This is a genomic window from Mucilaginibacter rubeus, assembly GCF_014643835.1.
In the GTDB taxonomy this organism is placed as follows: domain Bacteria; phylum Bacteroidota; class Bacteroidia; order Sphingobacteriales; family Sphingobacteriaceae; genus Mucilaginibacter; species Mucilaginibacter rubeus.
Window position 1 is genome coordinate 85,338 of the sequence record NZ_BMKD01000007.1, and the last position, 21,151, is coordinate 106,488.

A 21,151-nucleotide genomic window follows, 5' to 3' on the forward strand; every position below is an offset into this window, starting at 1 on the left:
TTTATAATATGCCGAAAGATGAGGTTACCGATCTGCTTTTCTTTATGAGAACCTTCCCATCCGAAGTGCGGGAACGTGCCTTATGGCTGCGCGATTTTATATGGGATCTGTACCCTCAGGCCAACGAACTTATTTATGACAATTACAATGCTTTGGCAGTGGGCTGGTCGCCTACCGAAAAAATGAGCCATATCTTTTGCTCATTTGCCCTGTACCGTGGGGGTAATTACGATACCCATTTCGGCTTTTACTGGGGCTCCGAACTTTCCGATCCGCACAAAATACTTATCGGCGAAGGCAAACAGTACCGCTATTTGCTGGTGAATGATATTGAAGCTTTTCCGCAGCAGGAAATAAAAAAACTGGTTGATGAGGCCTGGCAAAATTCGCTGGCAAAAGTTAAAGATGCCAAACAGCTAATCCATAGCAAAACCATTGTAAAAATGGTATCTGATAATAAGAGAGAGAAGAAACTTAAAGTCCCTAAGAAGTAACCCGCTTAAAGTTACAAATCTGTGAAGGCTTTACAGGTCATAACATTCCTGGCTCTTATGTCTAAAAGTCTCGATTCTTTTCCTGCGCTTATCCCCTAAATATCTGCACTCATGTACTTTATCTTTTAACTGTATAATAGTTTTTGTTGCTTTGATAATAAATTCGGCAGCAAGCAAATTGAAACAGCAGGTAACTATATCACTTTATTGGAAATGCCAACTCATTGGCTGGTCGGTTGCGGCACTTTACTGGGGATATACCGGCTACATTCAGCAGGGCTTTAACTGGGCACTTGGCATCATCCAATTTATTACTGATATTACGGTTTATATAACTATAACTCACCTTTACCGATGCTTCGCCCTAAAACAGGGCTGGCAAAACCTTGGGTTAAACAAGTTATTACCAAGGCTGATACCTACAGTTATAGTATTGGGGGTTATTTACCTGTTTGTAACCGTTTCAAAAGTTTATTTTTTCAGGGTGTGGTTTCAGCCGGGGTTTTCAAAATCATTCACGGAGTTTTTTGATTTTTACCGCGATAGCATTTTTGTGGCCGGAGTCCGCCTGATGTCCATCTGGCTGCTGGCTTATCACATGTACCACTATTCAAAACGCGAGATTGGCATTGCTAAGGAAAACGCCCGACTGGCGGTTATTACCCGTGATGCACAGCTTAATAACCTTTCGGCGCAGCTTAACCCTCATTTCCTGTTCAACTCTTTAAATAACATCAAAGCTTTAATTATCGACGACCCCAAATCGGCGAGACGGGCAATTGACCTGCTGGCCGATCTGCTGCGCAATTCCCTCTATAGTGGCGATAAACAGATGATCACCATAAAAGAAGAGCTGGAACTGGTTAAAGATTATCTGGAATTAGAAAAACTAAGGCTTGAAGAGCGACTGCAATACCACATTGAAGCAGGCGACGAGTTTCATGATATACTTATTTCCCGCTTAAGTATTCAAACCCTGGTTGAAAATGCTATTAAACACGGTATTAGCCAGCAAAAACGCGGCGGACTTGTCAACATACAACTTGTTAATGAGCATGACGATCTAATAATATCTGTAAGTAACCCAGGTTGGTTAAAACCAATCGAAGAAAGCAATGGACTGGGAATTAAGAACCTGAAAGAGCGCTTGGACCTACAGTACAAAGGTGGGGCTTATTTTGCTATCAGCGAAGCTAATGATACAGTAACAGCAATCATTAAAATTCCTTTGGCATGAAAAAGATAAGGGTTTTGATTATTGATGATGAACGTGCCGCCCGAAGTGAAATAAGGCGCCTGCTTGGCAATCACCCTGATTTTGAGATTATAGGAGAGGCTGTCAATGCCGACGATGCCCTGAAAATGATAGGCGAGCAAACCCCAGACCTCCTTTTTTTAGATATCCAGATGCCCGAAAAATCAGGCTTTGACTTACTGGAGTCATTAGAGCAGGTGCCGCCGGTGATATTTACAACGGCTTATGACCAGTATGCGGTTAAAGCTTTCGAAGTAAATGCGCTTGATTACCTCGTAAAACCCATCCGCGATGAAAGATTTGAAAAAGCTATAGTACAGGCAAGGCAGCGGTTAAGCAAGGCAGATTCCGCCGGGCAGATCTTTGTGAAAGACCGTCAGCAATACCATTTTATTCAATGGAGCTCTGTACACCTTATTGAATCGATGGATAATTATGCAAGGATCTTTTTGGGCGATAAAACGGTGTTCCTGAAAAGCTCTCTTAAACAGTTGGAAGATAAATTGACCAGCAATATCTTTTTCAGGATCAATCGTGCGCAAATTGTTAACAGGCAATACATACAAACTATAACAACGGTGGATGGCCGTTTAAAAATAACACTTAATACCGGCACTGAACTGGAAGTTTCCGAACGGCAATCGGCCAAATTCAGGCAATGGGTAGCAAGTAAGTAAATCAACCAACACATATATAAACAATAAAAAATGATGAGAAAATTATTCTCCCTGCTATTGCTGTGCCTTGTTTTTTGTAGCATGGCATCGGCACAAAACAAAAAAACCACAGGAATTTATCTTAGGGACAGCATACTGCTAAAAACCCGAGATGGTGCGTTTATAACCGTGATGACAACGCGTAAAAAAGGGGTAACGGAAAAGTTACCCGCTATTTTCCAATTCACCATATACGCCCGCCCAACAGATTCACTAAAAACCCAGGAAGCTGCCGATAGAGGCTACGTTGGTGTGTTTGCCTATACCCGTGGCAAATGGAACAGCCCCGGCCAGCCGCTGGCTTATGAAACCGATGGGCGTGATGCTTATGAAGTGATTGACTGGATCAGTAAACAATCCTGGAGTGATGGCCGGGTTGGCATGTACGGAGGAAGCTATAATGGCTTTACACAATGGGCCGCTACAAAGAAACTTCACCCTGCGCTTAAAACCATAGTACCATCGGCCGCTGTAGCCCCAGGGCTTGATGTACCTATGACCAATAATGTACAAATGAGCTTCGTTTTTTCGTGGACATATTATACCAGCAACAACAAATTTCTGGATGAAAAAGACTACAACAGCCAGCAATGGAACCAGTTGTACTGGAAATGGTATAATGCAGGCTTAGCTTATCATACCCTTGATAGCCTTACCGGCCGCGGAGTTAACCACATGTTCAAGCACTGGGTAGCACACCCCACTTATGATCAATACTGGCAGGATATGATCCCTTATAAAAAAGAATTTGCAGATATCAATATACCCGTGTTAACAACTACCGGCTACTATGATGGCGGGCAAATTGGCGGCATGTATTACTATCGAGAACATCTTAAATATAATCATAACGCCAATCACTATGTCATCATCGGCCCCTACGGGCATTTCGGTTCGCAAGGGCACCCCGATTCGGTTTTTAATGGTTATCGCATTGATGACGCGGCGCGGATCAACATCCACGAAATTATTTACCAGTGGTTTGATTATATCTTTAAAAACAAACCCAAACCGGCTTTTTTGAAGGATAAGTTCAATTTTGAAATTATGGGCGCCAACGAGTGGAGGCATGTACCCTCACTAAAACAAATGAGCAATGATACCCTGAAGTTTTATTTGGATAACTCCCGGTTAAATCCGGTTAAGCCGATAAGCAAGGCTTTCACATCCCAAAACATAAACCTCGCCAACCGGGATAGCATCAGCAGCTATTATTTTTTAAACCAGCTTATTTATGATACGCTGAACACCGGCAGCTGTCTTGTTTTTAAAAGTGACCCGCTTACGCAACCCATAATTGTAAGCGGTGCATTTTCGGGCGTTTTAAAAACTGTAATCAACAAAAAGGACCTGGATTACCATGTGGTAATGTTTGAGGAAATGCCCGACGGGAAATATTTTTATCTCACCTACTTTATGGGCAGGGCAAGTTATGCTTTAAACCTGGAGAAGAGACGTTTGTTAAAACCCGGACAAACAGAAACTATCCCATTTACCAACACCTACATCACCAGCAGGCAGTTCAGCAAAGGAAGCCGTATTGTGATCCTGCTCAATATCAACAAAAGCCCTTTTGAGCAGATCAACTACGGAACAGGTAAAAATGTAAGCGATGAAAATATCTGGGATGCTAAAGTGCCGCTGCAAATAAAATGGTTTAATGACAGTTATATTAGTATCCCGGTACTTAAATAACTGAAGAATAAGTCAATATACTCCACCACGTCATTGCGAGGTACGAAGCAATCCCCGATTGGTAGAGCGGATATGCAAGTTCGCCCTGTATAGTTTGGGATTGCTTCGTACCTCGCAATGACGTTTTTTACACCTTATAACTTTTTAATCTCGATATTCCTGTACCACACATCCGCACCATGATCCTGCAGCACGATGTGGCCGGTTTTAAACGTGCCGAAGTCCGGCCATTCCTTGAATTTGCTGCCTGCTACCAGTTTTTTCCAATTATCGTCCCACAGGGTGGTTGACAGTACATGTTCGCCGTTAATGGTGAAATCAAGCTTGCTGTTGTTGCAAACAATCTCCACCTTATTCCATTCGCCGGCAGGTTTAACTACTTCTTTTGATATCGAGATCAGGTCATACAAATCACCTGCGCGGTGTTTGATGAGTTTGCCATCCTCATTCTCCTTGTTATCAACTACCTGGCATTCGGGGCCGGTAAAATAGCTGTACTTATATTTAGTAGTATCTTCCTTAACGTGAAACAGGATCCCGCTGTTGCCGCCTTTAGAAATTCTCCATTCCAGCTTAAGGTCAAAGTTCCCATATTCCTCGTTGCTTACCATATCACCGCCGTTTTTGCTTTGCCAGTCGCCTTTTTGCGATGCGTCGAGGTGCAGTACGCCATCTTCTGCCTTCCAGGCCAAACCCGGTGCCGGTTTACCATAAGCATGCCAGCCACCGGTAGTTTTGCCGTCAAACAATGGCTCAAATCCCGAAGCCATACCGTCACTTTTTTTATTGGTATCAGCAACACTGGTGCTGTCATTATTATAGTTTTTGGGGGTGGACGAATGGCAGCCGCTTACTGCTATGGCTGTTAGTGCTATTAAAAATAACTTGTTCATTGATGCTATGTTTAATTAGTAAGTTTTAAAGATTTCCCTTTTTAAATTCGCCTGCGGCATATGTAGCTGCGCGGGCTGTTAATGCCATATACAATATCGATGGGCTCTGGTTGCCTGTAGTGGTCATGCAGGCGCCGTCGGTAACAAATACGTTTTTACACAGGTGCAACTGGTTCCATTGGTTAAGCAGCGATGTTTTTGGATCTTTCCCCATACGTACCCCACCCATTTCATGGATATCGAGACCCGGGGCCTGCTTGTTTTCATGCTTTTGGATATTAGTGCAGCCTGCTTTTTCAAACATAGCTGCAGTCTGGGTTAAAAAGTCCTGGATCATGCGCTCATCATTATCATCATACTCAACCGAAGTGATCAGCAGCGGGATCCCCCATTGATCTTTCTGCTCTTTACTTAAACGCACATGGTTCCTTTCCTTGGGTATGGTTTCGCCCTGCAAGTACATGTAAGCACTCCATCCGCCCGGTTCTGTAAGCGAATCTTTGTAAGCCCCTCCTACCTCGCCTTCGGCGGTTTCTTTTGGTCCGCGGTTACGGTAGGCACCCATAAAAGTGGTAAAACCGCCTTTATAGTCAGTTTCCTGTTTGTGCAGGTTACGATAATTGGCCAGGATCAGCTCGGTTGGGTTACGGCCAAAATAATATCGATCTAAAAAGCCATCTATTTCGGCCGTTACCGATGCCCGGTAATTTTGAAAGGCGATGTATTTACCCAGTAATCCATTATCATTACCAAGCCCGTTCGGGAACCGACCTGATGTTGAATTAAGCAGGACCAGGTTAGTATTTAATGCCGAAGCATTCATGAAAATGATACGTGCTTTATATATAAGTTCCTGTTTGGTATTGGTATCTATAACTTTTACTCCGGTAGCTTTGCCCAGTTTTTCATCATAAATAATAGAATGAACAACCGAGAACGGCCGTATGGTAAGATTACCTGTTTTTTTGGCCCATGGCAGTGTTGAACTTACCGAACTAAAATAACCCCCGAAGGGGCAGCCACGCATACACAGGTTCCGTGCCATGCATTTAACGCGTCCCTGATCTATGTGGATCTGCTTCGGCTCAGTAATATGCGCCCAGCGGGCATGTACGAGGTGCCTGTCGGGATAGTTTTCTTTTACTTTTTTGCTGATGTGTTCCTGCACGGCATTCATATCAAAAGGAGGCAAAAACTCGCCATCGGGCATAGCTTCAATGCCATCCTTATTGCCGCAAACGCCTATAAACTTTTCTACATGTGAATACCATGGCGCCACATCATCATAACTAATAGGCCATTCAATACCATAACCAAACCGCGCCGGGTTTTCAAACTCATACTTGCTCCATCGCTGGCAAGCCCTTCCCCAGGTAAGCGATTTACCGCCAACCTGGTAGCCACGGATCCAATCGAAAGGTTTTTCCTGTATGTAGGGATGATCTTTATCCTTCACAAAAAAATGGGCATCGTCTTCACCATAACCGGCAGCTCGGCTTATCAACGGATTTTCGTCGAGGAACGCTTTCGTCATAGCCCCGCGGTGTTTAAACTCCCAGGGATCCATAGTTGCGGTGGGATAATCTTTGATATGCTGCACATCACGGCCCCGCTCCAGCACCAGGGTCTTTAAGCCCTGCTCGCAAAGCTCTTTAGCCGCCCATCCGCCGCTGATGCCCGAGCCTATTACTATGGCATCATAAGTAAACCGCTCGGCGGCATTTGTAGGTTCATCAGGCATGGATACAATTGGTTATGGTTAATAAACTGTTTAATTGCCAATAGGTTTGCGCTTTCAGCTCTTATACTGTTAAGCTCAGTTCCGCCGCCGCGGCTTCATCTAAAAACACCTGCGCATATTGCAAAGTTTTAAATATGGAAGCCGGTATATCGCTGGTGACACATCCCTGCAAAGCCTGGGCTATTATAGGTGCTTTTTTACTCCCGCTGGCTATCAGCACCGGTACGGAGGCGTCGGCCAGGTGCCTTAAACCAAGTGTAATGCCTTCGGTTAAAACAGTATCCGTAGTAAAATATTTTTGAGCAACCTCAATAGTAATGGGCGCCAGGGGCGAGTGATGGGCATACGAATGAAAATCAGCACCGGGCTCATTAAGACCGATGTGACCATTTAGCCCCACGCCAACCACCATCATATCCAGACCACCAAGTTTATCAATATGTTTGTTCATAGCCTGGCATTCGGCATCCAGATCATCGGCAACGGCATTAAAAAACTTCTTTTTTTTAGCTGAAATATTAAGCGGCGTAAAAAAATGTTTTTCGAGGAAATAAGTGCAGCTGCCATCATTAGTACGGTCGAGGCCAACCCATTCATCCAGTCCCACAAAGTTGGTTCGGCTAAAATCAACCTGTCCGTTATTTGCATACTGAACCAGGTAACTGAACATACCGGTTGGCGAATCACCGGAAGGGAAGCAGATCAACGCATCCGGCTTTTGGTTAACCAAGGTAACTACCAGGTCGGCCACCGCCTTCGACATGGTATTATAATCAGGATATGTATGTAGTTTCATTTGTTATTTATTATCGAGCCAAAGATTTACAGGTTTATCAATCTTTGCCGAAAATGGCAGCTCAATTTTTTTGCCGGCACCTGCCGAAGCATAAGCTGCATAGATAAGTTCGAGCACAGCTCTGCCGTCTTCCCCGGTTACAAGCGGGGTTTTGTTGTTCTGTACGCAATCAATAAAATGTTTTAGCTCATGCGGATAACCCTGGTTAAAAGCCTCTTCAAAAATGGTAAAACTCCAGCCTTGTGTAGTATCCGATTTTTCCATGGCGTAACCATAGCCATCGCGGCTGTATGTTACTGCTGCATTGCCCATAAACAAATCGGCATAAATAACGCCGCTAAGGCCATGGATTTCGCAACGGTCATCCATCCCACCATGTTTCGCCCAGCTGTTTTCTGCCACGGCAGTTACCCCGTTTTCAAACTCAACGATAATTACTGAATTGTCTTCGCCTTTGGTGCGGCCTTTATGCAATACGGTGCTCATGCTGGCGTAAACACTTTTAGGTTTGACATTATTCAGCATCCAGCGAAACCAGCCTAACGCGTGGCAGCCCATATCCATGATCACCCCACCGCCCGAAAAATTGATATCATAAAACCAATCCGAATGCGGGCCCGAATGCTTTTCGCCCTGCTTCAGCATATAGATCTCGCCGACGGCGCCCTCTTTTACCAAATGCCTGGCCCGCTCGTATTTGGGTGTGAAGCAAAGCTCTTCGGCGTACATCAGTTTTACGTTGTTGGCCTTGCATACGGCTATCATTTCATCGGCCTCCTCAAGCGTGACGGCAAGTGGTTTCTCAATAATTACATGCTTTCCGGCTTTGGCTGCCTTGATGGTGGCTTCGGCGTGCAGGTAATTGGGCAGGCAGATATCTACCACCTCACAGCCAGACTCGGCCAGCAGTTTATCAATATCATCAAACCATTGGGTTATGTGATATTTTTCGGCAAAGACTTTGGCTTTTTCGGGATTGCGGGCATAGCAGGCCACAACATCGGCCTCGGGGATAAAACGATGGTATGATTCCATGTGGATATCAGTAATAAAACCGGCACCCAGTATGGCTACTTTAGTTTTGTTCATAAAACGTATATATAATAAAGCGCCGATAATTGGAACAGCGCGCAGGATTTACATGGTTTGGAATACCGTTCAAGATTAGTGAATAATATTTAAAAATTGAAAATTTTTAGAAGATGTATTGGGCAAGTAACAACTGTTGTGGTATCCAAGTCACATTGGCCCGCTCAATCGCCGCGGGTTGGCTTTGCTCTTTTTCTTGATAAAAAGAACCAAAACCGAGCCGAGTGAGCTCATGAGCGCCTATAAAACAAAATACTTCGCGAATAAATCAAGTCAGCAGATAGGCTTCTTTACGCGCAAGGCCTTGCCCTGCAAACCGGGCAGAACCACGGGCTGCAATTATTTTGCCCTGCCTTCACAGGCTCCCGCTTCTGCAAAAACTTGCTATGCCCTTTCCTGCGCTCTTGGCCACCATTGTTCTGCCCGCTTTCGCCCGAAGCTTACCTGCTGACAGAAGCGGTTTCAAATATGTTACGGGAATTTAACGAGAGCCTTTATAAATACCATCTCCAAGTTTAAAGCAACAGTTTTATTCTCCTACTGTTCCATGATATGTTTTTTGATAAACTCAATTGTTGATTCGGGCAGGGCGTTGCCGCTGGCCTGGGTAAGGTTGCCGTCGGGCTGTAATTCCAGCTCGGCATTGATATTGTTATCTATAAAAACATGCAGCTTGTTTTGTTCCTTTTCAACGCGGCAGGTAAGCTCACGTTCTGAATAGTTGATCAGGAATTCGTATTTCCCGTCTTTAGGGGCTGGTGTGGTATCTTTTTGGTCGATCATGGCGGTTTGTTTATGGAGATAACACACCGGATTGCATGATGTTTACTTTACAGGCAAATAAAACAGTTGTTTAAACATGTTTTAAAATGAGGCAGAAAAAAAGAGATAGCCCGCCGGCTGTCTCTTTTTAAATTTAAGTTGACTGACCTCATTATTTATCATAAAGAACTAATTGGTTAGAACGATAATAACAATTAGTCAAATATAAGCACTATAGAATTAGTAGACTAATTTTTTTGATAAAAAATGTTACTTTTTTTTCATTTTGGGTCAGTTTTTCTTAACAGATGGCGTTTTGTTAACAATACTGTCCTTTTTCTGCCCATTTCCGGGTAGTTTTGGCACAAAATTTCTGATTATCGTATCCTTTTTAAATTTTATTACATTATTCTTCCCAGTATCAACTTTTAGGGTACTATCCGGGAGGTTTTTTATTCCGGGGCTCTTCAGGCTATCCGCTTTGAGGCTCACTCCCGGCTTAGCAGTTCCGGGTTTAGCAGGAGCATTTTTTCCTGGAGATTTAGTTGCCGGTGCTTTTTTACTACGCTTCTTAATAATGTCTTCTTTTGATGCCGGACGCTCTTTAGGTTTCCACAAAAAGCCTTTCAATATCTTATCATCCTCTTTAACTTTTTCGATAGGGATATAACGATTTTCGGGCTTGGTTAAAAAGTAAATATCCGTAGCCTGGTTCTTTTTAAAAACGGTACGGATCCGGCTGCTTAATGACCGCTGCATACCCGAAACCTTGCCGCTGTCGCGCTGAAAATAAATGGTTTCGGCATTACCAAACGTATACATCTGGTCAAGCTTGTCATCCTTAAAATATCCCCGCATCTTTTTTCCCGACACCTGGTTAAAATGCGTTGAGTCATCCTTTTCAATATTTACGATAAATGCCGAGGGAAAAAGTTCAATATTATCCAGCTTTTTATGGCGCATTTGCATATATACGGTATCACCGCTCAACTGCGAACCCTGTGTCCAGATAATCGGGTTTACATACATGCGCATGGTAGAATCGCTGTTGCTATAAAATACCGAATCGGATTTAGCCTGCAGATCTGATTTAAAGATCTTAACGTGGTGATGGCCAATAAGCATCCGCACACGTGCCGTATCTTTCAAATTAACCGGGTATTGTTTAAAAACCGGGTCGCGTTGCATTTGTTCACGGTATATACTATCCTGCTTTGCTTTTTTAGCGGCAGCGAGCGCGTCCTTTTTCCTTTGTAATGAATCATTTACCGGTTTAGGCTTTCCAAAAAAATCGCGGTGAAAATAACTTGTATCTTTAGGCACCTTTATATAATAAGCAGTGAGGAACTTTGACGATTTTTTATCAGCCGCCAGTTTACGCTGTTTCAACGTAGTATCGCGTAAAGTACGCTGGCGTTCCTGGTAAATTTTCTGGTTTTTATAGGTCATGATCTGCGTTTCGATCGTATCAGCAGTCATATATATCGAATCGCGTTTGATGTGGCTGGTATCCTTCGGCGCCACAGTTGTTTTTACGGGGACAAGCTTTCCTGCTACTTTAGCAACCCCAGGCTTAATAGCATCGGCCACCCCGGCCAGGCTGCCTATGTTTTTTATATTCGCTTTATCTTTATTGTTTTTTAATGCTGGGGCCGCCGCCTTCAGTGCCGAATCGATCAGCTTTTCGTTCCCTTTTTTGGCCTGTGTTGCCGCTTTTATCAAAGCATCGGCATTAGCATCTTTATTATTTTTTAAAGCACCCTGTACCAGCGTAGTCGCCATATCAACATTGGCACTATCCTTTTTACCTATGGCAAAAGGCTGTTTAACGGGAATAGTATTGGCCGGGGCTTTGCGGTTGCTATCAGGTTTTATAGCATTAGCAATTTTAGTAAGGTCAGTTACTTTTTTGGCCGCCGCTTTGGCATTCTTATTTGCAGCGGGTAATTGCTTTGCCGTGGTATCGGTTTTACTGGTGTCCTTTTGCTCGGAGATCAGTACCACATAAGCATTTTCGGTAACAACAGTTTTTTCTTCGGCCCTGTAATAAGTACCCAGGTCGCCTTTAATGGTTACTTTTTGTTCCTTGTCTTCGAAGGTGATGTTTTTTACCGCGCGGCCATAGCCTTTCAGCTTATCGTAAAAAAGGCTGTCACCTTTTAATGATTTGGTACCCTGTCTGTATGAGTTTTTTTTACCAAAATACGCCTGCTCGGTAACGGTGTTATACAAACCGTTCTCGGTATACAGGGTATCTTTATCCTTGGTGCCGTAAATATTGGTTGGGCCGAAAAAATAGGCAATACGCGTACCCGTGTTATACTTAAGGGTATCGTTTTTTATCAAAGCATCGGGTGTGGTGAGCACCACATCGTACCTGAAATATGAGTCGCGGCTAAAAGCAAAATAGTAACCGTTTTTACTGGTAAGCACATTGTCCTTATTCACCAACTTTCCGCCGCCTGTATAAGTGCCTATGCGGCTGGCTGTATTATAGGTAAGATAATTAGTGGTTAGTGTGGCATCACGGTCAACCATTTTAACATTATCGGTAAGGATGGCCGTTTTGGTATTGCCGTTATAGTTCAGTTTATCCGAAAATATGTTCAGCGTATCGCCCTGGTTTATGTTTACATTACCAAAAGCATCAAAAGCATTATCGCTGGGATAAAAGTAAGCACTATCCGACCGGAGGATAGAGTAATCCTGCTTAAACACACCTTTATATACCTTAATCAGCTGTTTGCCGCTAGCCGTTTTTCCGCCGGTGCTTCGTTCAGATTGTATCAGGTTTACAATTGATTTTTTTTGAGCCATGGCTGTAGTTGCCATCGCCAAAAACAAAAAGCATAAAACGTATTTCCTCACAATGGCAAAATTAGTTTTTTGTTGGGGTTATTAAATTAATAATTTTGATGAATGCTGCCAGTTAATCAGTTTGTTAATTTTATTGAGCAAAACAACTTATTTACGCCTGCTGCCAAAATACTGGCAGCTGTAAGCGGCGGCATCGATTCGGTTTTAATGGTACACCTGCTTAAAGCCGCGGGTTATGATTTTGGTATTGCCCATTGTAACTTTCAACTGCGTGGTAATGAAGCCCTGCGCGATCAGGCCTTTTGCCGTGACCTCGCCACAGCTCTTGGTGTACCTTTTCATACTGTTAATTTTGATACAGAGCAATACGCCGCAGACAACAGGGTATCCATACAAATGGCAGCCCGCGATTTGCGTTATCAGTGGTTTGAAACCATGGGTCAGCAATCAGGTTATGAGGTTGTTGCGCTTGCTCACCACCAAAACGATACTATCGAAACAATATTGTTAAACCTTACACGCGGTACCGGAATTGCCGGCCTGCACGGCATTTTGCCCAAAAACGGCAGGTTGGTACGGCCTCTGCTTTTTCTTAACCGCACGGAGATACAGACAATTGTTAGTGCCGAAGGTTTAGCTTTTGTTGAAGACAGTTCCAATGCCTCGGCAAAATATGCCCGCAATAAGATCAGGCTTGAAGTAGTACCTAAGCTGAAGGAACTGAACCCATCGCTGGAAAAAACATTTGAAAACAACCTGCTCCATTTCCGTGACCTGGAACTATTGCTTGAACTTAAGCTTGATGAATTAAGGCAAGCGTTGCCGCAGATACATAATGACCTTACATACCTGCCCATTACCAAAGTAAAAAACCTAAACCCCAAACGGCTGCTTCTTTTTAAACTGCTGGATGAATACGGTTTTAATGAAACTACCATCGACGATCTCATTGCCTCACTTGATAAACATCCGGGCCGGGTATTTGAGTCCGGAACACATACCTTATTGCTTGACAGGGAAAACATCATTCTCAAACAAAAAACAGCGACCCACCTGTCCGAAGTTATTATCAATGCCACAGACCATGAAGCAAATTTTGGCGTTTATAAGCTTAACCTGCTGCATGATGATAGTCCGCTGATTATAAAAGATAATCCGTTGGCAGTATCCATTGATGCTGATAAGTTAGTTTATCCGTTAAAAATGCGTACCTGGCACGAGGGCGATCATTTTTTCCCTTTGGGGATGAAGGGCAAAAAAAAGCTGAGCGACTTTTTTATTAATCAAAAAGTGCCGCTGCATCAAAAGGAAGAAATCCCAATCCTGGTAAATGGCAATGGCGAAATTATGTGGGTTGGCGGCTATCGCCCCGATGAAAGGTATAAAGTGAGTGATAACACTAAAAAAGTTACTATCTTCGAACTGTTTAAACTAACATGAGCGATAAATCCGTTTTTACCGAAAAACAATACCTTGGCCGGGAATTTATACCGCTAACCATACGCCTGGTTTTAGCCATGTTTTGTTTTGCTGCCTACTTTTTTACCGACGAACGTGAACGAAACGGCGATTTACTGGTTGTTGTAGGTTTTGCCATCATCATTATTTCCATTATTATGGGGTTCCTGCTGCATTTTCGCACCCGTGTAGAAAACAAAAGCGTTATGCTCGATGGCTTATGGACAACCAAACTGGTAAAAATAGATTTGAACAGCATTGTCAAGGCTGAAAAAGGTACCTATAGCCGCTATCTTTTCAACAACCCGGTTTATAACCTGCACACCAAAGGTACCATCCGCTTTTTCACATCAGGCAACGAAGCTATCCACCTTACAGATCGCGATGGCCTGCTTTATATCATCGGCTCCAAACATCCTAATGAGTTTTTGAGGGCGGTAAAGGAAGAAATGAAGAAGTAATCAGTCCCCTTAATGCACTGACCATCAACCGCCTGATTCAGGTAAAATTACGCGCTCACATTTACCATATTGAGTAAAACTACTTACGTTATTTAAAATACCACCGTTTATATTTGGACCGTATGCTACAGGCAGCCTTTTGAATAAAGCTTTTGCCTTATATGTTACAACGGCACCATTAGTTTCTATCAAATAGTTTAACCTTAAAGTAATTGGTATGAACCTCTTTAAAAGTGCATTGCTTTGGTATTTATGTATCATGAGCAACCTGGCCTTTGCACAAATAATCAGCCGCCCCAGGCCGCAATCTACTCCTCAGGTTATTATGCGCCGTATGCCCACCCGTTATGCGTTTTCAACAGAACAGCAAAGAAGGCTTGATTCATTATTAAGAGCTTATAAAATAAAAGCAAACGACCTAAGACGGGTGTCGCCTGTTGTATCTGAACGTAGTTTAATGATATTACAGACTGAAACCCGGCAAAAAGCCAGTCAACTGCTCACTACCGATCAAAAACAAAATTTCCAGGCGTTATCGCAGGATACCCTGATGGTGGCTTTTGACAAAGCAGTTGCCCCTATTAAGTCTTTCCCTTTTCCTCCGCCCTCAGGTTATACTTATGCGGTACTTGACGATGCGATTTTTAGCAGCTGCCAGTTATTAGGCGATGCAAGCAACATTATCTATAGAGCCATTACTTCATCAAATTGCAATTATGGTGACGTTGGGTACTACGCTATTCCTGATGGCTTTGTAGTAGTTACCAAAGTAGAAGAAATTAATGACGATGCTACTTCCGTTAGCGGCAGTGACCGTTTTTCTGAAGGGCGGTACCAAAGTATGAGCCTGTTAGATTTTTTTGCTCCCCGTAAAGGATATTTCAGGGTTTTCGCTTTTTTGGTAACGGATGTGCCATTTAACGCAACCAGCACACCTGTAACCGCAGGCAATGCACTGGAATGGATCCGTATGGCAGCCAATGTTTTACCGGATGCCATTAAAAAGAAACCTTTTAAGCCGGGATATAATTGCACTGTAATTGTTTATGAATTTAAATCGGAGGAGGCCAACACGCATTTGTCACCTTTGTTATCACCCCGGTTCAATGCTCAAACCCATCTCCAAAAATCACATATAGCCGAAAGCTTACAACCCTGATTATGGCCTCGATCATTAAATATAAAGCCCAGAAAAAGCTAACAACAGTTTGGTTTTGTTCATCCGCATTGCTTTTGATTTACGTAATTTTATGGCAGATGACCGGTAAAGAGACCATTACAGATATTGCATCATGGTTATTACAGCATCTTGTCCCCTACCTCACTCTCATTACAACAGGTTTTATAGTGGCTTATAGTCAGGAAAACAAATACGACAATGCACAAATAGATATTTTCTTTTACAGGCTATCATTGTTGGTAAGCATTTTTTATATAGGTTTCCTCCTGGTGGTTTTGGTTATGATCCCTAAAGATCAATTTCAGCACGGTCAGCAATATGCCAAAGATTCCTTTGAACAAACCAGCAAGATATTGCCTTATTTTGAGGCGATACTGGGCGGTGTACTTGGGGTATTTTTTACCAAGAAAAGTGATTGAAAATTTTTCTGCACATTTTCAATAATCATATTATCTACTTCCCATTATTAAGTTTTTCAACTCATCAATAAAACCGGGCTCTGTGGGTTGATAAAAGTTTGACGATATTATTTTTAAGTTATCCAAAATCACATATCGCGGAATAGATGATATATTTAACTGGCGCACAATAGCTGATTTAGTTGCCGCACCAAGGTGATAATTGTTTATTCCAAGATGTTTTTTTTCGGCCAGGGATGCGGTTTTCCAGGATGCTTCTTTTTGATCGAGATTAATCGAAATTACCTCAACAGCATTTTTTCTCAATGCAGATCTTAAACTATCCATCACAGGCAATTGAGCCCTGCAGGGCGAACACCAACTTGCCCAAAAATCCAATATGTAAAACTGTTTCTTCGATTTAAGCAGATGATTCAATGATGTTTTTTTTCCTTTTAAATCAACTAACATATCATTTGCTATAATCAGCTTGCCATCCACAATGTTACTCATAATGCTATCGAGATGTATCAAATAGGCTGTATTAACCATCTTTCTCCTGTAGTCCTTTATTATTTCGCCAAATTCAGCTCCTTTTTTTACCGGCGAATGAGTTAAACAAATAATAAGATAGCTGGCTTTAAACCTGCCCAAATTAGCTGCCGATGCTTCTTTATATATAGTAATGCCATTAACATAGTCCTCACCTTTGTTAATGATTTTGAGCCTGACGTAGCCGTCAATCACACTCAATAAATCTTCGGCCAAAAATAGGTGTGGGCTATTTAAAACATGCTCGATATCCTCACTCAACTTTGAAAGTACAGGTAAAGCAGGCTCAAAGTATTGGCCATTACCCTCATAAAGCCAATTAAACAACCGTTTGTAATAATGAAGTTTACAGTTGATTGTCAGTTGCTCAAATGCTGATGAATCTATTTGAAAATTAGCCAAAAGGCCATTGATCCTATCCGTTTCTTCTCGAAATTTTCTATTAAATTCTGTATAAAAAGATTTCCAAAGTTCATTCTTGGAGGATACTGCTTTGCCGCCGGGCGCAGTAGTATAGTTGGTATAATATGAAATAGAATCGTTGGATAATACAATTCCTTTTTTTAATCTTTCTGTATTCAGAAATCCCTGGCTTGTTAATGATAAATTCAATGTATCTCCAGGCGATGCAAGTACTGAAAACTTTCTTTCTTTCGTGCTTTTATCTTTTCCAAACTCAAAAAAAGTCATTGTTAAGGCAACAGGAATATCTGTTGTTACATTACGTATAATTACAGTATCCTTTTCCCCGGGATTGATAAATTTGAGTTGCTTTGCTTCCAAAAAAGCGTTCATATACTCGAGCCTGAACTGCTCATGGGCTTTAAGCCGGAATACAATCGTTGCTTTAGAGCCGTTTTCCGTTGCTTGACTATGAATTGATTTGTGCTGATCAGGCCGAAACGCGGCAAAGAGCTGAACACATATTACAGATAGTAATATCTGGTAAAAAATTGATTTAAGGCTCATAGATAAGGTTTATATCGGATTATAACTCAAATATAAACAGATTATTATATCGCTTATAGCCCGTTAAAGATATATCATGCGTAAATATTCACTACTCACTCTCCATCACCTTCATCAATTCCTCAATAAATAAAATAGCTGCCCTTTTACGGTAAACACCTTTTTGCCATAATATGTATGATTGCCTTTTGATATCTTTTGATTCGATGGGGATGGCGATAACTTTATTCCAGCCTATGATAGCTTTTTCATTCAGGATAGTTGCCCAATGGCCGTTCTCAACCAAGGCTAATAATGAATGCACATCATTGAGCTCGATTTTTATATTGGGCACTATCTTTTTACGGTTAAACAGATCATTGATAAAATCGCGCGAACTGAAGCCTTTTCCCGGCAGGATGAGGTCAAGCTTAGCCAATTCTTCCAAACTTACTTTTTTGAGTTGGGCCAGCGGATTATTTTTAGATACCACCATGACCACGCTCGAGCTAAACAATTCCTGCATTTCCAGGTCTTCGTCGTCGCTTTCATTGTGGAAAGCGAGGATCATATCCAGTTCGGCCAGGCGTAGTTTCTTTTCTAATTCTTCCGGGCTGCCATAGGTGATAAAGATTTTGATACCGGGGTATTTTGTACTGAATGGTGCCAACGCGGGTAATAACAAAGAAGTAAATGCATATGAAACGCCAAGGTTCAACTCGCCAATGGTGGCGTTCTGCAATTCGCTGATGGCCTGCTTGCTCCGCTGCACATCGTTAAGGATTTTGCGGGCATGAGTTAAAAATACATGACCGGCCTCAGTGATCCGTACGTGCTTGCCAATCCTGTCGAACAGCAGCATGCCCAGTTCCTCTTCCAGTTGTTTGATTTGCTGTGATAACGTGCTTTGTGTTATAAACACAGCAGCTGCTGCCTCAGTGAAGTTCATGGTTTCGGCAGCTTTAACAAAGTATTGCAATTGACGCAATTCCATAATCAATCGTTTTTATCTATCAATCCTATTAAAACAATCTATTTTACAAATGTATTGATATGGGCGATATTTGCAACATAAAACAATTCAATAGTCTTGCATTAAGTACTCCCCTGAATTTGCTTTTGTTATGAATTGAACAAATGAATGTGTTTCGCTCTTTAAAATACCGTAATTTCAAGCTGTTTTTTTACGGTCAGTCAATATCCCTCATTGGCACATGGATGCAAAAAACAGCAGTGAGCTGGTTGGTTTATCGCCTCACCGGTTCGGCCCTTTTATTAGGGATTGTGAGTTTTGTGAGCCTGATCCCGTCATTAATATTGGCACCCTATGCGGGCAGTATTGTTGACAGGCATAACCGTTACCGCATTTTAGTTATTACCCAGGTAGTATCCATGCTTCAAGCCGGTGCTTTTGCGTTCATGATCTTTTTCAAAATCTATAATATTCCCGCTATTATTGGCCTCAGCCTGTTGCAGGGCATTGTAAACGCCTTTGACGTTACCTGCCGTCAATCACTAATGGTTGATATGGTTGATGACAAGGCCGATTTGCCTAATGCCATCGCCTTAAACTCAACCATGACCAACCTGGCACGCATCGCGGGCCCCGCCATTGCAGGCATCGTACTAAGTGCTTTTGGTGAGGATGTTTGTTTCTTTGGCAACTTTTTGAGCTATATCCCTGTGCTCACCTGTTTATTTATGATGAAGCTAAACACCATAGTGCCTGTCCGTTCAGAAAAAAGTATCTGGACAGAATTACAGGAAGGTTTCAGATACGTATCCGGTGACAGCGACCTGAGCAGCATGATCCTGATGCTTACTGCAAGCAGCCTGTTTGTGATACCATTTAATACACTGATGCCAATCTTCGCCAAAGATCTTTTTAATGGCGATGCAAAAACCTTCAGCTGGTTTGAGAGCGCAGCTGGTTTAGGCTCAGTAATTAGTGCTGTATATCTGGCTAACCTGAAGAGTAATAAAAACCTGGTAAAGATCATGTCGATAGCAAGTCTTATTTTTGGTACAAGCGTGCTGATGGTGGCCTATGCAGGCAAACTCCCTTTTGCTTTAATATTTATGGTATTTACCGGGGTTGGTATGATGGCGCAAACATCGGCCATCAACACCTATATCCAAACCCATGCTATCCCGGCTATGCGGGCAAGGGCTATCAGCTATTATGTAATGGCTTACCAGGGCATGATCCCGGTGGGAAGTTTGATGGCCGGTTGGTTAGCCAATGAGCTTGGGCCACGCAGGGCTGTTTGTATTGAGGGAATTATCGGGGTATTAGCAACCGCACTCTTTGTATTATATAAAAGAAGACAAGCTGCCGGGGAAAGTGTTGAAGGCAAAGCGATGTTCGTTAAGTAAATCTATTTCATCTATCTGTTTAAATGAAGAAGCCCTTTCAAATTTTGGAAGGGCTTTGTTATGATAAAAATGTCATTGCGAGGAGCAAAACGGGAATGAGCTTAGGCGCGACGTGGCAATCGCATGCTATACAGGGCGACCATGCTTCCGTGCGATTGCTTTGTATCTTATAATGACGTGATTGTAAATCATTGACTATTAAAGGTAAATCTTTGTTTTTAATTATAATGTGGGCGTTGCCTCCGGCCCGGGCTATCCGCTACAAGTCCTCGCCTTGCCCACACACAAGGCCTCCGCACGCTGTGGGCTTTCCGCTACTATCCCTAACGCTGTCCTACACACCATAGCTTAAATATATCAAATCGGAGACGTCATTTAATTTTTTTTCAGGGTTTTCCTGATGGTCATTCACAATGACGCTTTTTTTTGACCTCCTTTATATTTTACATCTTCAAACCAATCTCCCTCAAGCGTTCATCCAGATACTCACCGGCAGTGATATCAGTATACAGCTTAGGATGCTGGTCATCAATGCACGAATCCAGACTGGTCAAATCCATACCTGATTTTGGGTGCAGGAAAAACGGTACCGAGAAACGTGAAAACTTCATCAACTCACGCGGCGGGTTCACCACACGGTGAGTGGTTGATTTCAGTTTATTGTTAGTTAAACGCTGCAGCATGTCGCCAACGTTAACTACCAGATCTTCGCCGTAAGCTTTAACCGGGAACCAGGTATTATCGCGGGTTAACAGTTCAAGACCATCGGCGCTGGCTCCTATTAACAGGGTGATCAGGTTAATATCTTCGTGGGCTCCGGCACGTACAGCATCATCAGGCACCGAATCAGGATCGGTTATAGGGAAATAATGCAGGGTGCGAAGTATTGAATTACCGTTATGAACTTTATCATCAAAATAGTTTTCGGGCAATTCGAGGTAAACGGCAATTGCGCGGAGCAAATGTTTACCTGCTGCTTCCAGTTTTTTGTAAACTTCGATGGTGGTTGGGTTAAATTCGGGCAGCTCATTAACGGTTACATTATCCGGGTACTGTGCTTTCAGCACCTCGTCATCAGTTACGGTTTGGCCAATTTGCCAAAATTCTTTCAGGTCGGGGGTTTTAAAACCTTTTGCCGTTTCCTTGCCTTTACCGGTGTACCCGCGCTGGCCTGCTAAGCCCGGGATTTCATATTGCTGTTTTACTGCATCGGGCAGGGCAAACAGCGTTTTAACCTGGTCGTAAAGCCTATCTATCAATTCTTTACTAAGACCGTGATTAGTAATGGTAACAAATCCTGTTTCGTTAAAAGCCTTGCCGATATCGTTCGAAAATTGCTCGCGTTCATCGGCATTGCCGTTTATATAGGTATTCAGATCCAGGCGTGGAATAGTTATTGTGCTCATAGTTATAGTTTATAAAACAGGAAGCAAAATTATTTAATTTTTAAGCGCGGTACACAAGATAGCAATAAAATTTTATCCCCATAATTACACTGGCTCTGTTCGCATTAACTCGTT

18 protein-coding genes are annotated in these 21,151 nt (G+C 42.6%); 9 read left to right on the plus strand and 9 right to left on the minus strand.

All coding sequences use genetic code 11. From position 1 onward, the window contains the following. Positions 1-8: 8 nt before the first annotated feature. The 4 genes from IEX80_RS21185 (at position 9) to IEX80_RS21200 (ending at position 4,160) form a co-directional block, all read left to right on the plus strand. The gene (locus IEX80_RS21185) at positions 9-494 is read left to right on the plus strand and encodes a hypothetical protein (RefSeq protein WP_188834070.1); all 486 of its coding nucleotides are present in this window, start codon (positions 9-11) and stop codon (positions 492-494) included. A 178-nt stretch (positions 495-672) separates the two neighbouring features. Next, positions 673-1,731, plus strand: coding sequence for a sensor histidine kinase (locus IEX80_RS21190; RefSeq protein ID WP_188834071.1), 1,059 nt, complete (start codon positions 673-675; stop codon positions 1,729-1,731). Beyond that, the gene (locus tag IEX80_RS21195; RefSeq protein ID WP_188834072.1) at positions 1,728-2,426 is read left to right on the plus strand and encodes a LytR/AlgR family response regulator transcription factor; all 699 of its coding nucleotides are present in this window, start codon (positions 1,728-1,730) and stop codon (positions 2,424-2,426) included. The genes IEX80_RS21190 and IEX80_RS21195 overlap by 4 nt, the downstream gene beginning before the upstream one ends. Before the next feature lie 30 nt (positions 2,427-2,456). Next, on the plus strand, positions 2,457-4,160 hold the full coding sequence (locus IEX80_RS21200) for a CocE/NonD family hydrolase (RefSeq protein ID WP_229701710.1): 1,704 nt from the start codon (positions 2,457-2,459) through the stop codon (positions 4,158-4,160). 134 nt (positions 4,161-4,294) lie between these two features. Here IEX80_RS21200 and IEX80_RS21205 read toward each other — a convergent pair whose 3' ends face one another. The 6 genes from IEX80_RS21205 to IEX80_RS21230 all read right to left on the minus strand — a co-directional run bounded on the left by IEX80_RS21205 (position 4,295) and on the right by IEX80_RS21230 (position 12,309). Further along, the gene (locus tag IEX80_RS21205; protein ID WP_188834073.1) at positions 4,295-5,053 is read right to left on the minus strand and encodes a 3-keto-disaccharide hydrolase; all 759 of its coding nucleotides are present in this window, start codon (positions 5,051-5,053) and stop codon (positions 4,295-4,297) included. A gap of 25 nt (positions 5,054-5,078) precedes the next feature. Continuing rightward, positions 5,079-6,794, minus strand: a complete 1,716-nt coding sequence (locus IEX80_RS21210; RefSeq protein WP_188834074.1) for a GMC oxidoreductase — start codon at positions 6,792-6,794, stop codon at positions 5,079-5,081. A 61-nt stretch (positions 6,795-6,855) separates the two neighbouring features. Beyond that, positions 6,856-7,590, minus strand: a complete 735-nt coding sequence (locus IEX80_RS21215) for a glucosamine-6-phosphate deaminase (RefSeq protein ID WP_188834075.1) — start codon at positions 7,588-7,590, stop codon at positions 6,856-6,858. A 3-nt stretch (positions 7,591-7,593) separates the two neighbouring features. Beyond that, complete coding sequence (locus IEX80_RS21220; protein ID WP_188834076.1) at positions 7,594-8,679, minus strand: Gfo/Idh/MocA family protein; 1,086 nt, start codon at positions 8,677-8,679, stop codon at positions 7,594-7,596. A 537-nt stretch (positions 8,680-9,216) separates the two neighbouring features. After that, positions 9,217-9,462: a hypothetical protein gene (locus tag IEX80_RS21225; protein ID WP_188834077.1), complete on the minus strand. Its 246-nt coding sequence runs from the start codon at positions 9,460-9,462 to the stop codon at positions 9,217-9,219. A 270-nt stretch (positions 9,463-9,732) separates the two neighbouring features. Next, positions 9,733-12,309: an OstA-like protein gene (locus tag IEX80_RS21230; RefSeq protein ID WP_176626674.1), complete on the minus strand. Its 2,577-nt coding sequence runs from the start codon at positions 12,307-12,309 to the stop codon at positions 9,733-9,735. Positions 12,310-12,360: 51 nt separating this feature from the next. Between IEX80_RS21230 and tilS the strand changes: the two genes are divergently transcribed. The 4 genes from tilS to IEX80_RS21250 all read left to right on the plus strand — a co-directional run bounded on the left by tilS (position 12,361) and on the right by IEX80_RS21250 (position 15,776). Then, positions 12,361-13,698 carry a tRNA lysidine(34) synthetase TilS gene (tilS, locus tag IEX80_RS21235; RefSeq protein WP_188834078.1) on the plus strand — a complete coding sequence of 446 codons (1,338 nt, stop codon included), beginning with the start codon at positions 12,361-12,363 and terminating at the stop codon, positions 13,696-13,698. Continuing rightward, positions 13,695-14,177 (plus strand): hypothetical protein, encoded by a 483-nt coding sequence (locus tag IEX80_RS21240; RefSeq protein ID WP_090534476.1) that lies wholly within the window; start codon positions 13,695-13,697, stop codon positions 14,175-14,177. Before tilS ends, IEX80_RS21240 begins: the two co-directional genes overlap by 4 nt. A gap of 217 nt (positions 14,178-14,394) precedes the next feature. Then, positions 14,395-15,336, plus strand: coding sequence for a hypothetical protein (locus IEX80_RS21245; RefSeq protein ID WP_139160073.1), 942 nt, complete (start codon positions 14,395-14,397; stop codon positions 15,334-15,336). Between the two features lie 2 nt (positions 15,337-15,338). Beyond that, positions 15,339-15,776, plus strand: coding sequence for a hypothetical protein (locus IEX80_RS21250; RefSeq protein WP_090534471.1), 438 nt, complete (start codon positions 15,339-15,341; stop codon positions 15,774-15,776). A 30-nt stretch (positions 15,777-15,806) separates the two neighbouring features. Here IEX80_RS21250 and IEX80_RS21255 read toward each other — a convergent pair whose 3' ends face one another. Continuing rightward, the gene (locus IEX80_RS21255; protein ID WP_188834079.1) at positions 15,807-17,102 is read right to left on the minus strand and encodes a TlpA family protein disulfide reductase; all 1,296 of its coding nucleotides are present in this window, start codon (positions 17,100-17,102) and stop codon (positions 15,807-15,809) included. 265 nt (positions 17,103-17,367) lie between these two features. Beyond that, positions 17,368-18,249, minus strand: a complete 882-nt coding sequence (locus IEX80_RS21260) for a LysR substrate-binding domain-containing protein (RefSeq protein ID WP_090534469.1) — start codon at positions 18,247-18,249, stop codon at positions 17,368-17,370. A 143-nt stretch (positions 18,250-18,392) separates the two neighbouring features. Between IEX80_RS21260 and IEX80_RS21265 the strand changes: the two genes are divergently transcribed. After that, positions 18,393-19,631 carry an MFS transporter gene (locus IEX80_RS21265; protein WP_188834080.1) on the plus strand — a complete coding sequence of 413 codons (1,239 nt, stop codon included), beginning with the start codon at positions 18,393-18,395 and terminating at the stop codon, positions 19,629-19,631. Between the two features lie 443 nt (positions 19,632-20,074). Here IEX80_RS21265 and IEX80_RS21270 read toward each other — a convergent pair whose 3' ends face one another. Continuing rightward, on the minus strand, positions 20,075-21,037 hold the full coding sequence (locus IEX80_RS21270) for an isopenicillin N synthase family dioxygenase (RefSeq protein WP_188834081.1): 963 nt from the start codon (positions 21,035-21,037) through the stop codon (positions 20,075-20,077). Between the last annotated feature and the right edge of the window lie 114 nt (positions 21,038-21,151).

Coding starts and splice junctions, on each gene's coding strand:
- IEX80_RS21245 (WP_139160073.1), top strand. CDS start 14,395: ATGAACCTCTTTAAAAGTGCATTGCTTTGGTATTTATGTATCATGAGC.
- IEX80_RS21210 (WP_188834074.1), bottom strand. CDS start 6,794: ATGCCTGATGAACCTACAAATGCCGCCGAGCGGTTTACTTATGATGCC.
- IEX80_RS21225 (WP_188834077.1), bottom strand. CDS start 9,462: ATGATCGACCAAAAAGATACCACACCAGCCCCTAAAGACGGGAAATAC.
- IEX80_RS21255 (WP_188834079.1), bottom strand. CDS start 17,102: ATGAACGCTTTTTTGGAAGCAAAGCAACTCAAATTTATCAATCCCGGG.
- IEX80_RS21260 (WP_090534469.1), bottom strand. CDS start 18,249: ATGGAATTGCGTCAATTGCAATACTTTGTTAAAGCTGCCGAAACCATG.
- IEX80_RS21205 (WP_188834073.1), bottom strand. CDS start 5,053: ATGAACAAGTTATTTTTAATAGCACTAACAGCCATAGCAGTAAGCGGC.
- IEX80_RS21250 (WP_090534471.1), top strand. CDS start 15,339: ATGGCCTCGATCATTAAATATAAAGCCCAGAAAAAGCTAACAACAGTT.
- IEX80_RS21215 (WP_188834075.1), bottom strand. CDS start 7,590: ATGAAACTACATACATATCCTGATTATAATACCATGTCGAAGGCGGTG.
- IEX80_RS21220 (WP_188834076.1), bottom strand. CDS start 8,679: ATGAACAAAACTAAAGTAGCCATACTGGGTGCCGGTTTTATTACTGAT.
- IEX80_RS21195 (WP_188834072.1), top strand. CDS start 1,728: ATGAAAAAGATAAGGGTTTTGATTATTGATGATGAACGTGCCGCCCGA.
- IEX80_RS21185 (WP_188834070.1), top strand. CDS start 9: ATGCCGAAAGATGAGGTTACCGATCTGCTTTTCTTTATGAGAACCTTC.
- IEX80_RS21200 (WP_229701710.1), top strand. CDS start 2,457: ATGATGAGAAAATTATTCTCCCTGCTATTGCTGTGCCTTGTTTTTTGT.
- IEX80_RS21240 (WP_090534476.1), top strand. CDS start 13,695: ATGAGCGATAAATCCGTTTTTACCGAAAAACAATACCTTGGCCGGGAA.
- IEX80_RS21270 (WP_188834081.1), bottom strand. CDS start 21,037: ATGAGCACAATAACTATTCCACGCCTGGATCTGAATACCTATATAAAC.
- tilS (WP_188834078.1), top strand. CDS start 12,361: ATGCTGCCAGTTAATCAGTTTGTTAATTTTATTGAGCAAAACAACTTA.
- IEX80_RS21265 (WP_188834080.1), top strand. CDS start 18,393: ATGAATGTGTTTCGCTCTTTAAAATACCGTAATTTCAAGCTGTTTTTT.